This is a genomic window from Yoonia sp. F2084L (assembly GCF_023015625.1).
Lineage (GTDB): Bacteria > Pseudomonadota > Alphaproteobacteria > Rhodobacterales > Rhodobacteraceae > Yoonia.
Map to the genome: position 1 here is coordinate 24,323 of NZ_JALKAH010000005.1, position 15,517 is coordinate 39,839.

At 55.2% G+C, this 15,517-nt stretch carries 13 protein-coding genes; 6 read left to right on the plus strand and 7 right to left on the minus strand.

The window, feature by feature from the left end; translation table 11 throughout:
- Position 1: 1 nt before the first annotated feature.
- From denD to MWU60_RS14190, 4 genes are read right to left on the minus strand one after another with little or no spacing between them, the layout of a single operon-like run.
- Positions 2 to 1,000: a D-erythronate dehydrogenase gene (gene denD / locus MWU60_RS14175; protein ID WP_247228046.1), complete on the minus strand. Its 999-nt coding sequence runs from the start codon at positions 998 to 1,000 to the stop codon at positions 2 to 4.
- On the minus strand, positions 997 to 2,496 hold the full coding sequence (locus MWU60_RS14180; protein WP_247228047.1) for a tripartite tricarboxylate transporter permease: 1,500 nt from the start codon (positions 2,494 to 2,496) through the stop codon (positions 997 to 999). The genes denD and MWU60_RS14180 overlap by 4 nt, the downstream gene beginning before the upstream one ends.
- A complete protein-coding gene (locus MWU60_RS14185; protein ID WP_247228048.1) occupies positions 2,496 to 2,963 on the minus strand; it encodes a tripartite tricarboxylate transporter TctB family protein in 468 nt (155 codons plus the stop codon). The genes MWU60_RS14180 and MWU60_RS14185 overlap by 1 nt, the downstream gene beginning before the upstream one ends.
- 57 nt (positions 2,964 to 3,020) lie before the next feature.
- On the minus strand, positions 3,021 to 3,965 hold the full coding sequence (locus tag MWU60_RS14190; protein ID WP_247228049.1) for a tripartite tricarboxylate transporter substrate binding protein: 945 nt from the start codon (positions 3,963 to 3,965) through the stop codon (positions 3,021 to 3,023).
- A gap of 258 nt (positions 3,966 to 4,223) precedes the next feature.
- Between MWU60_RS14190 and MWU60_RS14195 the strand changes: the two genes are divergently transcribed.
- Entirely contained in the window at positions 4,224 to 4,967 is a 744-nt protein-coding gene (locus tag MWU60_RS14195) for an alpha/beta hydrolase (protein ID WP_247228050.1), read from the plus strand.
- Here MWU60_RS14195 and MWU60_RS14200 read toward each other — a convergent pair.
- Both MWU60_RS14200 and MWU60_RS14205 read right to left on the minus strand, forming a co-directional pair.
- Positions 4,964 to 6,871, minus strand: a complete 1,908-nt coding sequence (locus MWU60_RS14200) for a TRAP transporter permease (RefSeq protein WP_247228051.1) — start codon at positions 6,869 to 6,871, stop codon at positions 4,964 to 4,966. The genes MWU60_RS14195 and MWU60_RS14200 overlap by 4 nt on opposite strands.
- A 94-nt stretch (positions 6,872 to 6,965) precedes the next feature.
- Positions 6,966 to 7,967 (minus strand): TAXI family TRAP transporter solute-binding subunit, encoded by a 1,002-nt coding sequence (locus MWU60_RS14205; protein ID WP_247228052.1) that lies wholly within the window; start codon positions 7,965 to 7,967, stop codon positions 6,966 to 6,968.
- 398 nt (positions 7,968 to 8,365) lie between these two features.
- Between MWU60_RS14205 and nanR the strand changes: the two genes are divergently transcribed.
- Complete coding sequence (nanR, locus tag MWU60_RS14210) at positions 8,366 to 9,082, plus strand: transcriptional regulator NanR (RefSeq protein ID WP_247228053.1); 717 nt, start codon at positions 8,366 to 8,368, stop codon at positions 9,080 to 9,082.
- On the opposite strand, the gene MWU60_RS14215 is transcribed toward nanR, so the two are convergent.
- Complete coding sequence (locus MWU60_RS14215) at positions 9,074 to 9,979, minus strand: cyclase family protein (protein WP_247228054.1); 906 nt, start codon at positions 9,977 to 9,979, stop codon at positions 9,074 to 9,076. The genes nanR and MWU60_RS14215 overlap by 9 nt on opposite strands.
- A 195-nt stretch (positions 9,980 to 10,174) precedes the next feature.
- Between MWU60_RS14215 and MWU60_RS14220 the strand changes: the two genes are divergently transcribed.
- From MWU60_RS14220 to MWU60_RS14235, 4 genes are all read left to right on the plus strand, one after another.
- On the plus strand, positions 10,175 to 11,278 hold the full coding sequence (locus MWU60_RS14220) for a TRAP transporter substrate-binding protein (protein WP_247228055.1): 1,104 nt from the start codon (positions 10,175 to 10,177) through the stop codon (positions 11,276 to 11,278).
- Between the two features lie 60 nt (positions 11,279 to 11,338).
- Positions 11,339 to 11,890: a TRAP transporter small permease subunit gene (locus tag MWU60_RS14225; protein WP_247228056.1), complete on the plus strand. Its 552-nt coding sequence runs from the start codon at positions 11,339 to 11,341 to the stop codon at positions 11,888 to 11,890.
- Positions 11,891 to 11,893: 3 nt separating this feature from the next.
- Positions 11,894 to 13,465, plus strand: coding sequence for a TRAP transporter large permease subunit (locus MWU60_RS14230; RefSeq protein WP_247228057.1), 1,572 nt, complete (start codon positions 11,894 to 11,896; stop codon positions 13,463 to 13,465).
- Positions 13,466 to 13,894: 429 nt separating this feature from the next.
- Complete coding sequence (locus tag MWU60_RS14235; RefSeq protein ID WP_247228058.1) at positions 13,895 to 15,508, plus strand: hypothetical protein; 1,614 nt, start codon at positions 13,895 to 13,897, stop codon at positions 15,506 to 15,508.
- Positions 15,509 to 15,517: the final 9 nt, after the last annotated feature.

Sequence of the window (15,517 nt, forward strand, 5' to 3'; positions counted from 1 at the left end):
GTCAGGATTTGCTCCGCTCTGGCGTCAAAGAGGCATGCTGTTCAATGATCTGTTCGATACTGTCATCTGCCTCGAACCCCATCTGTTCCGCGCGAGGCGTAAGGATTTTACCCGGCCAACTGCGCACAATTTGCGCGACCCTGGCATCATATTTTTCAATCACACGCGCGACGACAGCATCGCCACCGATTTTCCCGAGTGCGTCAAGCATTTCGGCCACAGTCACAGACACGCCGGGCAAAGTGATTGTCGTTTCTCCGTGCAAAGCATCCTGCGGCAGTGCGATCGCGGCCAACGTATTTGAACAGGCCCGGTCAGGGGACGCCAGATGCAGGCGAAGGTCTTTGCCGACAGGCAGTACAGTATTCTGGCCAGCCAAAGGTTCGCGAATGATACCGCTGGCAAAACTGGAGGCCGCTGCATTTGGTTTCCCTGGACGGACGGAGATTGTTGGAAACCGAAGCGTCCGCCCCCGGATTATGCCTTTGCGTGAGGCATCCCGCACCAAAAGTTCGCCAATCAATTTTTGCGTGCCATACGACGACATCGGCCGCGGTAGCGTATCTTCGTCAATGGTGTCATTGTCAGCGCAAGAAAAGACAGCGACCGAAGACGAAAACACGAAAACGGGCGCTACAGAGAACTGGCGGATGAGGTCAATCAGTCCGATTGTTGCATTCACATTAACGTCGATTCCAAGCTTAAAATCCGCTTCAGCTGCACTGCTGACGACAGCTGCAAGATGCACAATCACACCCGGTTGCACCGCTGCGATCTGATGCAGGACGGCTTTATCGGAAAGTGACCCGCTGATCGGCTGGATCCGCGGGTCATGATCTGCCAAGTCCAACAGCGCGTCTGTTGACAGATCAAGTGCCAGGATGTTGCCGATCGTTCGTGGCGCACCGTCCACATTGATTTCAACCTTGGATGAAAGTTCGGTGAGAACGGCCTTTCCGATAAAACCAGCTGCACCTGTGATAAGGATGTCTGTCGTCATGTCCGGGCGTTGTCCTTCTTCCAAGTGAGAATGGTGCTGATCAGCGGCCAGATGAGGCCGACAGCTGTGATGGTCATCAGCACTGCCGCAATCGGATGACCGTCGAAGAAGGCGATGAAAGAGCCATCGGTGATGATCAGGCCCTGCCTGAGGCTCAGTTCGAACGCAGGACCAAGGACCATCCCAATGATCAGTGGCGCCATAGGATACCCTGCCCGGCGCAGAAAAAACCCGGCTACCCCAGCGCAGAACATGATCAAGAGATCGAATGGATTGCCGCGAACATAGTAGACCCCGAGGACGCAAAGCACACCAATCGCGCTGAGAAGAAGCGGTTCACGGATGCGCAGGATCGGGGCCGCGACCTTGGACAACGCAAAGCCAAGCGGCAGCAGCAGAATGTTGATGATGAAAAACCCCAAGAAGATTGCCGACATGAGGACAGGATTGTCCTCCATCAGCCGGACACCCGGCGTTATCCCGTGCAACGTGAAGGTGGCAAGCATGACAGCGGTAATGACGTCACCGGGAATCCCAAGTGCCATCGTTGGCACAAGGGCACCACCGGTTACCGCGTTATTGGCGCTTTCGGCGGCAATGATCCCATCAGGTTCGCCTTTGCCAAAGTTTTCGCCGCGGGGCGAAGACCGCTTCGCCTCAGCGTAAGAGATGAATGCCGCTGTGGCGCTGCCGGTGCCCGGCAGGACGCCCACGCCTGAACCAATCGCGATGGATTTCACCAGACCCTTGATCCGCCCTTTCCACTGCCGAAGCCGCGGTAAAACGATACCATCGAATTGGACATTTGTGCCGCCCTCTGATGCGCCATCTGAGATGCGGATCAATATCTCGGAAAATGCAAAAACCCCGATAACGACGGCCAGCAGATTGAACCCGGCGATCAGCTGGTAGTGCCCAAAGGTAAAACGCACCTCGCCTGTGATCGGATCACCCCCGACCGTGCTGAGAAAGATACCAAGTGCGCCTGCAACCAACCCTTTCGGGACAGAGCCCTTGGACACAGTCACAATGCAGATCATCCCCAGGCAAATCAGTGCAAATGTTTCAACCGGGCCAAACCGCAATGCAAAAGCGGCCAATTGCGGTGCGGCAAAAAGCAAAAGCGCCGCAGAAAACAGCCCGCCCGCGACGGATGCAATGGTGGCCCACCCCAATGCTTCGCCCGCCTTGCCCGCCTTTGCCATTGGCGTTCCGTCCAGCACGGTGGCGGCCCCCGCTGGGGTACCCGGCGTGTTGATCAGAATAGCTGAGATCGAGCCGCCATAGACCGAACCTGCATAGACTGCCAGTAACAGCAGTATTGCCGGGGCTTGCTCCATCGACAGCGTGAACGGTAGCACCAAGGCAACGGCAACTGTCGATCCAATGCCGGGCATTGCGCCAAGGATGATCCCAAGGGCGGTCCCGATGACAAGCACCGTCATCCCTTGAAAGGTCAAAAGCAATCCAAGCGCTGCGGGCAGAGCATCAAACATTAAAACAGATACGAAAATGGTGACGTGGGCAGAGGCAATCCCAGCACATGGTGAAACAGCACAAACAAAACGCCCGGCACCGCCACCGAATAGCTGATCAGCAAGACCGGTCCGCGCACCTGCAAGATCAGAAGTGTCGCTAGGACAAACCCAATACTGCTGAGCAGGAAACCTAACCGCGTGGTCGCATAAACAAACAGACCCATTGCAAGCGCCACACCCACAATCTGCATCCATCTTCTGGCAGAGGTTCTATCTGAGAAAGCACCGGCAGCGCGCAATTCAATGACCAGCGTCAGGGCCGCGACTGCGATCCACCCCCACAGGACAGATACCGGAAAGAACATCGGTGAAAATGCACTGCCGAGAGCTGCAAACTCAGCCCTGCTCGACACCAGCAAAAGCACAACAGGTGCAAGCAGCAGGAGCACGGCAACGACGATACGTTCGTTAAGTCCGATCGTCATTGGGGCTCCTGCTTTGGTTTGGATTGCTGCGTATGGGTGTGCTTTTGCACCCCCGGTTCAGAGGCCCGATGCTTCGATCAATGTGCTGTTTGCATCCCATTGCTGGCGAAAGAAGGCGTCAAATTCGCTGGGTCCGCGATAGTTGATGACCGTTCCGGTGTTTTCCGCAAAAGCCTGAAAAGCATCCGACTGCACAGCCACTTCGCAGGCGGCAGCCAGCGTTTCAGCGACCTCGGGATCCAGCCCGGCCGGTGCAAACAGGCCGCCCCAAAGATACAATTCGTTCAGCGGAGCAGGTATGCCCGCTTCTGTTGCGGTTGGCACGTCAGGCAGCGATTCAAGTCGTTCATCGGCGAACACGGCAAGCGGCTTCAGATCATAGCGCGACATCATGACTTCGGTATCGCCAAAAAACTGGATGACACCGCTGGCCATGGATTGCATCGCAGGACCAGAACCCTGATGCGGCAGGTGTTTTACCTGATCCATCACACCCAAACCGTTCATCGCGGCAACCATCGTCAGATGCGTGATGGCACCCGGGCCGGATGAGCCAAAGATCAGCGCATTCGGGTTTGCCTCGATGTCTGCTTTGACGTCAGCAAGGCTGTCGTAATCACTGTCACTGTTCACAAAGAACATGGTAGGCGAAGCCGCGACAGAACAAATCGGTGTCCAGCTTTCGCGGTCATAAGGCACGTCTTTGATTTGCGGTTGGATCGTTGAGACGGTGATCGACAAGTACCCCAGCGTGTAACCATCAGGGTCGAGCCCCGCCAAATGGGACGCAGCAACAGTCCCAGAGCCACCGGCCATGTTTTGAACCACGGCAGTGCCGCCGAGAGCCTCTGCAAAGGGTTCTTGGAACCCGCGCAACAACAGGTCTGTGCCGCCGCCTGCGTTGAAAGGCGCAATCAAGGTCACGGGCTTTTCGGGAAAGTCCGCAAGGGCTGGTCCAGCCAAGGCGATGATCGCCGCGCAGCAAGCTGATTTGAGTTTCATTTCGTTTCCTCCCAGGTTTGTCATTCTTTGAAAACTGGCACGCCAGATCCTGACTGACTCAGCGTAACTGGTATGATGTGTTTGTGTCCAGTCCAAGTTCACGGACTTTAGAATATAGCCGTGCATTGAATGATATCTCTAGAATTGCATTCTCTTACAATGATGTATGGAGTCGTTGCTTTGAAACTGCTTGGTTGACTGATCATATCAGTTTAACGCAACTTTGGGCGGGACGCAGCGCAAGAATTGGGACTGGCAATGCATATACATGTCGAAACTCATGGATCAGGTAAGCCGCTGTTGTTTCTTGGCGGTTCGTCATGGGACTTGCGATTTGACCGCGTGGCCTTTGATTGGGCACCCCGCGCCAGTGTAACGGCTTTTGATCAACGCGGACTGGGTCAGACAGACACGCCAAGTACGGCTTGGGCCATGGCCGACTATGTTGCCGACGCGGCGCGTGTCATGGCCGGGCATAAGCGGTTCGACGTTGTCGGATATTCTTTCGGCAGCATGGTCGCGCAGCATCTGGCCGCAAAAATGCCTGACCGGATCAATCGGCTGGCCCTGATCGCGGCAGGACCGGGTGGTGATCTGAATTCTTATCCGCTTCATGAACTGGCAGAACTGCCGCTATTGGAACGCGCGCGGAAAATCATCGCAATTCAGGACATCCGTAAAGAAGGGAAAGTGTCCGATGTCGAGGTTGACCGCATGGTTGCGAACATAAAACGCAAAGCGGCTGTATCGCCAAAGGATGGACCGACCCGGCTTCTTGCTGTGCGGGCCGCGCATGATGCGCGTGCCGTACTTGCGTCAGTTCGGTGTCCGACTTGGGTTATCGGTGGCCGTCATGATGGACAGGCCCCGCGCGATATTGTCGAGGCGCTGGCCGGCTTGATCCCAGATGCGCGACTGATGCTGATGCCAGGCGGGCATACCTTTGTTCTGGATCCAGACGGCCCTCTTCAGGCGTTGGCGAGGCTTTGGGATATCACCTAGTTTGAGGGTGCGGGCGTCGGACTTGCCGTTGATTTACGGCGATAGTGCAAAAGCGCGACTGCGGCCATAAGGCCCAAGCCTAAAAGGTCGGTGACCACCCCACCCATCAGTAGGCACACAGCAGCGGTCAACAAGACAATCCTCTCGAAAGCATTGGCTATGACCATCAGGTATGCTTGCGCCGCAGCGGCCAGAGCGATGATGCCCAGCGACGCCGTGACAAGCGACTGTACGATGTTGATCCACGTATCATCCAACAACAAAGCGGGCGTCAAAATGAACATGAACGGCACCAGATAGACGGCAATACCAAGACGCATTGCCGTGAAACCGACCGCCTGAAGCGATTTGTCCCCCGCAATGCTGCCTGCGGCATACGCGGCAACTGCAATGGGCGGGGTAATGGCTGACACGATGGCATAATAGAAAACAAACAGATGGGCCGACAGCGGTGATATGCCCAGTTTGACCAAGGCAGGTGCGGCGAAAATCGCAACAATGATGTACGCTGCGGCCGTTGGAAGACCCATCCCCAGAATGATGCAACTGATCATGACCAGCAGCAGCGTGATAACCAAGTCGCCATTCGTCACGCTGAGCAGCAATGCCGTAAACCGCAGGCCCAGCCCTGTCAGCTCAATCGTGCTGATGATCATCGCAGCCACGAACAATGACATGGCAATCGGCGCGATGATGCGCCCACCCGTCTCAAACGCTTCAAGGATGCCGCGGATGTTCATCCGCGTCGCCGGAAAGATCTGGGCCAGAACGATTGTGCTGACGATGCCCCAATACGCCGCGTTATAGGGCGAACGCCCGTCGATCAGCAGATAGACGATCACAACCAACGGCAAGCCAAGATGCGCATATCTGAAAAAGTCGGTCTTTGCCGATGCGATCAGGTCTTCGCCCATCGCGGGGATGTCGTTCTTGGCCGCTTCAAGGTGGACCATCATGTAGACCGCAAAAAGGTACAGATATGCCGGAATGATCGCGGCCTTCACGACTTCGAAATACGCTGTTCCTGTGAAATCAGCGATTAGAAACGCCGCTGACCCCATAATCGGCGGCACCAATTGCCCACTGGACGATGCAATCGCCTCGACCGCGGCGGCAAAGCGTGGTTTGAACCCGGTGCGGATCATCAATGGAATGGTAAAGCTGCCCGTCGCGTAGACGTTGGCAACTGCAGACCCCGATATCGACCCGAACAGCCCACTTGCAAAAACCGCAACCTTGCCCGCACCGCCTTTCAACCTGCCAGCCAACAGTGCTGAGGCATTCATGAAGAATTTGCCCCCCTGCGCGCAATCCAGAATAGCGCCGAACAACACAAACATCAGCACATATGTCGCTGACAGGCCTGTAAGCGATCCATAGATACCCGCAGTTGTCATAAAGGTGTGGTCAATGATCCTTTCCGGACTGATCGCCGGTTGTTCCAAGACGCCGGGGAAATACGGCCCAAACAGCGCATGTCCAAGAAAGAATGCAAGCATCAGCGCAAGTGTCAGGCCCAAGGCCCGCCGGCAAGCCTCGGCTGCGAGGATCATGACCGTCAGCCCCATGATCCAGTCCCATGTCTCCAGCGCGGACACGTAGGGATACCGAAGTGAGATACGGTCATAGTCAAAGTAGACATAAAACGCGGGGGCGAGTGCGATGCCTGCCAGAACGAAATCATACCAAGGAATGCGATCCGCGTTGCGTCGCGCTGATATGCCATATGCCAGATAAACAAGCGCAGTATACATGCCGACGTGAATAGACCGGAAAATAAGTACTTGGGGTTGGCCAAACTGAACCGTGTACAGATGATAGAAGATCACGATCAGCGTAAAATATCGCAAGATAATGGCATGACCGCCTGACAGAATACGCTGCCCACTCACCTCTACGGCCATTTCGCTGGTTCCCCGGATAACTGTGTCTGCGACAGGTGAATTGAAATAGAATGCTGCCCCGCCTGGACGGGACAACCAATCATGATTTGTAGCTTTATTCGAGAACGCCGATTTCGCGGTAATACCGCTCTGCCCCCGGGTGGAGCGGGACCGTCAGGCCGAACGGTGCTTTGTTGACATCAAGCGCCGTGAACGCATTGTGCCCCGCGATCAATTCATCCGTCTTTTCAAACATCAGTTTTGTCATCTGATAGACCACCTCTTCGTCCATGTCGGCCGTCGTGACGAACAATGGCGTCTGGTAGGTCGTCATGATATCCTGATCCTGCCCTTCGTAAGTGCCAGCAGGGATCACACCGGGAATATAGCCATATTCGCTTTCCATCAGCGCGATGGCCTCTGCCGATTGCGAATAGATCGTGATGTCGTCCTTTCCGGCAAATTCCGCAAAGAGCGGCGCGCCAGGCAAGTCATCATTCGCAAAGCCATCAATCTGTTTGTCGTTCACACGGTCCATCGCTTCGCGATAGGGCGAGTAAGTGATTGAACCGCCCCATGCCTGAATGTCTTCATATGATGCGCCATGAGCGGCAAGCATACGTCCGGCCGCAAGTTCACCACCGCTGCCACGCGGCCCAGTATCAATTTTGAGTGGGATTTGCCGCGCGGCGATATCATCAAGCGTTTCAATACCCAGCGATTTATCGAAGTAGACATGCATATAGGCAGACAGGCCCGTATTCGCGATGGCGCGGATATTGTCGAGTTGGGCTTCGTAAGGTTCATCACCGCGTGCCGCGGCAAACAGATTGGTCGAATACGACATCGCAAACTGGGATTGCCCAGCGCTAAGTGATATCGGGTTTGCAACACTGCCGCCGGGGATGGTCGTGTAGGTCAGATCTTCGATATTGTTGCGATAAAGCTCGAACATGGTTGTCATGATCGCAAACCAGCTCCCGCTGATTGAGCCCGCCGAGACGGTGTAGGCTTTGTCTTCTGCGTGCGCAGCCGTTGGCATGATCGGCGCTGCGGCGACGGCAAGCAAAACTGCGACGATGGGGCCGCGTTGCCAGAACGTCTTTGAATTGGTCATTGTTATTCCTCCCAAGAACACCCTGTCACCAGTTACTTGGACAGAGATTAACACTATTGGGGCGCCAGACTGCCATAGTCAGAAACCCACTTATCATACCAGTTCATCTGATTTGATAAGTCAAGTAACCACAAAGGCCATTATGCGTGACGCATCATACCCAAAATTTTATACATATAAATCATATTGTTATACTATCTCTAGGCGTCTTTCACAGATTCAATAGTCTTGAAAAGCGTAACATATCGGTGTTAATCAGTTAGAAACTTGACCGACTCAATAGACTAGATTGAATAACTGGTCTGATCACCTGATAACAGCAAAACGGCGATGGGCCTGTTGTCTTTCGACAGACGAAACCGCTTGAATAAGCTCTCATACTGTATGAATTTGTGCCAATGACCGCAGCAAAACCAAAAACCCGCAAAAAAAACCTGTCACATGACATACGTGAACGTCTTATCGCGTTGCTCGAGGATGATGCCTATGGCCCCGGATCAGCCCTCCCATCCGAGAGAGAGCTGATGGCGCAATTCGGTGTGGGCCGACCGGTTGTGCGCGAGGCCATGCAGCATTTGCAAGTGATGGGTCTGGTCGAGATCCGTCATGGTGAGCGCGCAAAAGTCGCTGAGCCTTCTATTGGCAAGATGGTTGAACACTTCAGTGGTACGATGCGTCACCTGCTGGCGTCTTCAAGCGCAAATCTCGAACACCTGAAGGTTGCGCGGTTTGCGTTTGAAAAATCCATGGTCCAAGAGGCCGCACGGATGCGCACCTCGTCCGATCTTGACCGGATGCGCCGGATCATTGAAGCGCAAGCAGGTGCAATGGCGGATAAAGAAAGCTTTCTCAGCCATGACCGCGAATTTCACCGCGCGATAGCGGCTATCAGTGGCAATCCGATCTACACAGCGCTTGCCGAAGCAATGTTTGGCTGGCTGGCTGATTTTCACGCCGATACTGTTATTCTGCCGGGCCGCGAACAGCTGACAATTGATGAGCACCTAGAGATTCTGGATGCCGTCGAAGCAAAGAGTGAAAAACGCGCAGCGAAAGCGATGCACGACCATCTCACCCGCGCGAATGTCCTGTATCACCGCACACATTTAAACTAATGCGAGCGGTCTGGCAGGTGCGCCTGTTGCGCCTTTAAGTTTCGCGGCGGCCACAATGATGCAGAAAACTGATATGTCTTGTGCGATCAGTGGCTCCAGCAACATGTTCTCGATCAGGTTGACGCCCGCATCGACAAGACAATGCAGGTGCACCGGCATCTGCATCTTGGGGAAATCTGCGCCTGGCAAAACCTCTACCGCCATCGTGTCCGCGCCAATCGCGATGACCCCATGCGACGTTAGATATTTTGCGGCTGCCAAATCAATGCCGGGTTCACTCGCAACATAGCGTGCGGGATCCGTTTCATAGAATTGGCCCCATCCCGTGTGAAGGCACACAACGTCACCCGGTCCCAGTGTGGCATCAATCCTATCAAGTTCCGTTTTCAGATCGGCCACCGTTATGGTGCGGCCTGGCCGAAGATGATCGCCACCATCCAAGCCAGCGAAATTCAAGACGATGCCTCTTGTGACCATCGGCGGGATATGTTCCGCGCCAAGATCGGCCAGTCCGACCGGTGTTGTCAGTACAGCGGCGGACCGACCGCCATGCATCACATCGCCTTGGGCAAAATGCCCTAACGCGTCGATATGTGTACCAACATGGGTTGTCATACCAATACGCTCCAATATCGCGCCCGCATCGTTTTCGCCCCCATTGGCCCGCCGCATGGCGATGTTGTCAGCCGCACGAACGGTGGGTGAAATGACATAGGGCGTCATCAACGCCGGATTGGCTGGCGCGCCCGGCGCTATAATACGGCCAAGGTCGATGATGTGCCCCTTTTTGACCAACGATAAAGCATCCAGCGTCACATCTGTCGTCAAATACCTGCCCGCTGCACCCGTCGGGTCGCCGGGCTGCCATTGTGAATGATTGTGAATACAAGCTGTCATTCTGTCCTCTCAGGTCTCATGAAACCATCTGTCCGATGGGTCGAAAATACGCGTCTCACGTCCTTAGAAATACAATGGCTTGACATGATCACATTTTCAACTGGTATGATGACTAGGTGAGAGAGTGCGCGGTAACGTGTGCGACATGTAACGCAGAATATGCCGGACTTTGCGGCGGTCTATTGGGAGGGAACGATGACGAAATCAATCGAACGGAGACGGTTTATCAAAACGGCCGGCCTGAGCGTTGCAGGTGCTGCAGCGCTTGGTTCGCCAGCCATTGCGCAGGGCAAGAAGGAACTGCGCTTTGTAACGTCTTTTCCGACAATGTTTCCGGGGTTGGGCACATCAGCCCGACGCGTCACAGATCGCATTAACCTTGCCACTGAGGGGCGTATTGAGGTCACGCTTTATGATCGCGGTGCGCTTGTGCCCGGCGGTGTGGGCGTGTTTGAGGCCGTCGCGGCGGGCAATGCTGATATGTATTACTCATCCGAATACTATCACCCATCTAAAAGCCAAGCCTACAATATCTATGGCGCGGTGCCGTTCGGTATGACGACCCCGGAGACATACGCCTGGATCTTGCATGGCGGGGGTCAAGAACTGTGGGACACGCTGCATGAGGGCTTTAATATGAAGCCATTTGCCGGCCCATCCACAGGTGTACAGATGGGTGGCTGGTATAACAAGCAGATAGAATCGTTGGACGACATGCAGGGCGTAAAGTTCCGCATGCCCGGTCTGGGTGGCGAGGTGTTGCGGTCCATTGGGGTGGCAGTGGTCAATCTTCCGGGATCAGAGGTCTTCGCAGCACTTCAGTCTGGCGCAATTGATGGGGCCGAATGGGTTGGGCCGTGGCATGATCTGGCCTTTGGTTTCCACAAGGTTGTGAAGCATTACCATTGGCCAGGCTTCCATGAACCGGGCAACATCGGGTCTTACGGGATCAACCTGGATTTCTGGGAAGGTGTCTCAGACGCCGACAAGCAGATCATCACATCAATCTTGGAAGCCGAATGCTATCTGCAAACGGCAGAATACAACGGTGCCAGCCCCGATGCGCTCGATAAGCTGCTGACAGAGCATGATGTGCAATTGCATCAATACCCGGACGATCTGCTGGTCGAATTGGCTAAAGCCAGCCGCGATGTGATGGAGGATGTCGCAAACGCAGACGCCACGACGCGGGCCGTGTGGGATAGCTATCAAGCGTTTCGCGAAAAATCTATCGGATGGTCCAGCTTGGGGATTCAAGGCTTTCTGAATGCCCGCACAATGGCTGGCTCAAATCTCTGACTGGTTCCTCCCCGCTGACAGCGCCCTTGGCCACCTGCCTAGGGCGCTTTCGGTTCTTGAATGAAGTACATGCTGAAGCTGTCCCGCCATCTTGATCTGATTACCGACACGTTTGGGCGTGGTCTGTCGTGGCTCGCGCTTGCTATGGTGTTGCTGCAAGGTGCCGTTGTTTTTATGCGGTATGTTTTTGGGCTGTCGATCCTGTGGATGCAAGAAGGGATTCTATATCTGCATGCGATCATTTTTCTATCGGCGGCTGGATATACGCTTTTGCATGACGGGCATGTGCGCGTCGACATATTCTATAGCGGCGCGTCACCCCGCACCAAAGCGATCATTGATATCATCGGTGTCGTATTTTTGCTGACGCCGGTGTGTGTACTGTTGCTGTGGGCAGGCTGGCCGTATGTCGCATCGTCGTGGGCGGTTTGGGAAGGGTCGATAGAACCCAGCGGCATCCCGGCGATGTTTCTGCTCAAGACATGCATCTTACTTTTCCCTGCAACGCTGTTGGTGCAGGGGTTTTCGCTATTGCTACGGTCGGTTTTGGTTCTGCGCGGGGTGTTGGCAACGAATGCATGGCAGGCCCCCCAGATCGGCACGAAGGGGTAACACATGGACCCCGATATCCTTCTTGGTCTGATGATCATCATTGTTTTCGGCACGCTGATGCTGGGGTTTTCAGTTGCGTTTACCCTAGCGGGCGCGTCCATATTGTTTGGCCTGCTAGGGTGGTGGCTAGACGCCTTTCAGCTGTCATTCTTTGCGGTGCTGCCTAACCGTGTCAGCGGGTTGATGTCGAACCAAGTGCTGATCGCGATTCCGCTGTTCATCTTTATGGGTGTCATGTTGGAGCGATCCCGTGTGGCCGAAGAATTGCTTGAAACGATGGGCATGCTGTTTGGGCGGTTGCGCGGCGGACTGGGCATATCGGTCGCTGTTGTGGGTGCGATGCTGGCCGCATCAACAGGCATTGTGGGTGCTACTGTTGTGACCATGGGGCTGGTGGCGCTGCCCACCATGTTGCGGCGGGGGTATGACCCGAAACTCTCGACCGGGATTATCGCGGCGTCCGGCACACTTGGCCAGATCATTCCACCCTCAATCATTCTAGTTGTGTTGGGGGATCAGATTTCGATCGCGTATCAGCAGGCGCAACGCGAACTTGGGAATTGGTCGCCCGACCCGGTGTCGGTTGGTGACCTGTTTGCAGGTGCCCTTGTGCCGGGGCTTGTGCTTGTTGGTCTCTATATTCTGTACATTCTGATTTACTGTTTGATCAAACCATCTGCTGGCCCCGCATTGAGCGCCTCCGATACGACCCAGACCACAGATTTAGGGCGCCGCATCGTGCATGCGCTTCTCGCTCCTGCCGTTCTGATCTTTTCGGTTTTGGGATCCATCCTGTCCGGTATCGCAACCCCGACCGAGGCCGCCGCACTGGGTGCGCTTGGTGCGACGGTCCTTGGTGGTTTCCGCGCTAATCGCCAAAAAAAGGGGGCTGCGCTGGCCGTCTGCACAGGGCTGGTCATGCTGCTCGCCCTTGTGACCCAAGTGGACATACGGGTCACGCGCGACATTGGAACACCGGTTGAGAAAGCCGCGATCTGGGTCGCCGTTGGGGCCTGTCTCGCTGTGGCCTATGGTCTTGCGGTTTGCCTGTGGCGGGTATTTCAGAACGGCACATTGGCCGAGGTCAACCGCCAGACCATCCGCATCACGTCAATGGTCTTTGCGATCATCATCTGCGCGCAACTGTTTTCGCTCGTCTTTCTGGGGCTTGGCGGGGACGAGATTGTGACCCATGTCCTGACGTCACTGCCCGGTGGTGTCTTTGGGGCCGTCTTTACCGTGATGGTCGTAATCTTTGTGCTGGGTTTCTTTCTGGACGTATTGGAAATCTCGTTCGTGGTTGTGCCGATTGTGGCGCCTATCCTGCTTGCGATGGACCTGAACCCGGTTTGGCTGGGTGTGATGATTGCGGTGAACCTGCAAACATCCTATCTGACACCGCCATTTGGCTTTGCGTTGTTTTACCTGCGCGGGGTGACACCCCCCGAGGTCAAGACCAGTACCATCTACGCAGGGGTCGCTCCGTTTGTCGTAATACAGCTTTCTATGCTTTGTATCCTCGCCTTGTTTCCGGCGCTCGCCACGTGGTTACCCGGCGTGGTCTTTGGTCCTTGATTGATATACTTATCAGCGCTCATCATTTCGGATCGTCTGGGGCAAGCATCGCGCTTCCTCATTTGGCATAATATGCAAGTCTGCTGGAAGGCTCACATCACCAACAACACAGCATTCTATTCACAAGGTTCTCATCAAGAACGCGGTGTTCAATTCTGCGCATAAGAAATCGTTCAATGCCTAATTTTTCATCTTGAGCGCGCACAATTTCCCGATCGCAACCCCGAGACAGGCGGGAATGCGCCAGAATACGCTGGCCTTCAGGAACAATGAGGACGCTCGTTGACAATTAAAACGACTCGCCTCACGGTAATGTTATCGCATCCATGAATACCCTATTACGTGTTACGGAAATCTCCGTCTGACACCAAGAGAGAATTGCGATCTCAAGAGGCTTAATTCAGGCAACTGCTTTGAAGGCAGCCTTCAATGCTGAAAGGAAGCATCATGTCCATAAGGTTCTTAAAGCTTACCACTGCACTGGCAATTGTATTTGCCACGCCGGCCCTCCAGTCCTTCGCTGACGTGCCGTCGGGTATGACCGCGACAATTTCCGAGCAATCCATTCACAATGCAGGCCGCAATATAATGCGGACGGCCGACGGCGGGATTGTCGCCACATATGCATCCGTGAACGGAAATCGCGCCGAACTGACATTCTCGCGAACGCTCGATAACGGCCAAACATGGATGCCGGTGTCCTTCTCCGAAGTGACAGGTAATGTCGGCCAGGCGGCCGTCGACTCAAACTTCAAGGGCTCCTACATCGTCTTCACAGAAGAGGTGAATGGAACTTTGATTAGTCGCATGGCATTCACGGGTGCCCCGTTCGCAGAGAATCCGGAGTTCATAGTCTCAGACAGTGTTTCTCCTGTTGGGGTGATCCCGCAGGACGTCTATGTTCAGGCGTCGCGCAAAGGCTGGGGACAGCTCTCAGACATCTCGCGCGAGACCGTCGCCTATGGCTATCAGGATGCTGTGACGGGCGATCTTTACGTCGGCGTGTCCTTCGACGGCGAAACTTTCCCTGTTGCGCAGAAGGTCCTCGCGGACCCCTATGCAGCGTCCGGCCCAGCGGTGGCGGTTCGCGGGAATTATGTGGTCGCGAGCTATCAAACAACGCATCCCGACATCGTTCCCAGCGATGTACCGGTGTCCATGCGCGCAGATCGCACCTATCCAGCGTGGATCGAGTCCATGGACGGAGGCAAGACATGGTCCACACCACGGCCCGTCTTCGGCGATATGTCCAATGACTTCCCAGTGGCCGAAGTTGCCAGCAAAACAGGTGAAATCGAGTATCTGCGCCTTGCAGCTGGGACAGATCTGCCAAATTCTCCGACACTCAACTGGGGCTCGTCACGATCCTCGACAAGTGGCGGCGGACGCGATTACGTAGACCTGCGGACACGTGGAACTGATGAACGCGCCAACCCGCTGCTCAACCCGGAAGAGACTTCGCCAGGTGTCCAGATGGCAAGCGTGAAGGACAATGAGAACGGGCTAACCTTCGTTCAAACGTCCATGCTGCCTATGGGTGTGGACGAACCCGGGAGTGAAGTGAGCATCGTCAGCTTCCGCGAAATCGAGCCCGGTGCACCGTGGACCCACGTCGTCGCACATAACGTGTTAACCGCAGATCCGACTGCCGTGGATCGGACCACATCGACGCTTGATGTGGATGCCACGCAGTTCCAATACAGCGCACTGATCGACACTAAGATCCGTGCAACCTCTTATAAGGAGATGGATCCAAGTTCCGGCGAAGCACGTCTCGTCGTGGCAGTGTCCACGGATACCGGCATGACGTTCTCTCACCATACCAGCTTCAGCGCTGCTGAGCTCGAGGCACGGGGGATCACTGACTTCGACGCGGCGGGCATCTTCACGTCGAGCCAGTGCCTCTTCGAGGATCGCGACGGAGAGGTCTACGTCGATCTTATGGTCTCTCAAGGCGGGGAAATGCGCTTCGTCAGCCTTCCGACTGGGGTGAATGCCGCGGAGCTACGCGAGGAAGAGCATGCGGCTCTGATTACCGAGTAGTTTCTGCTG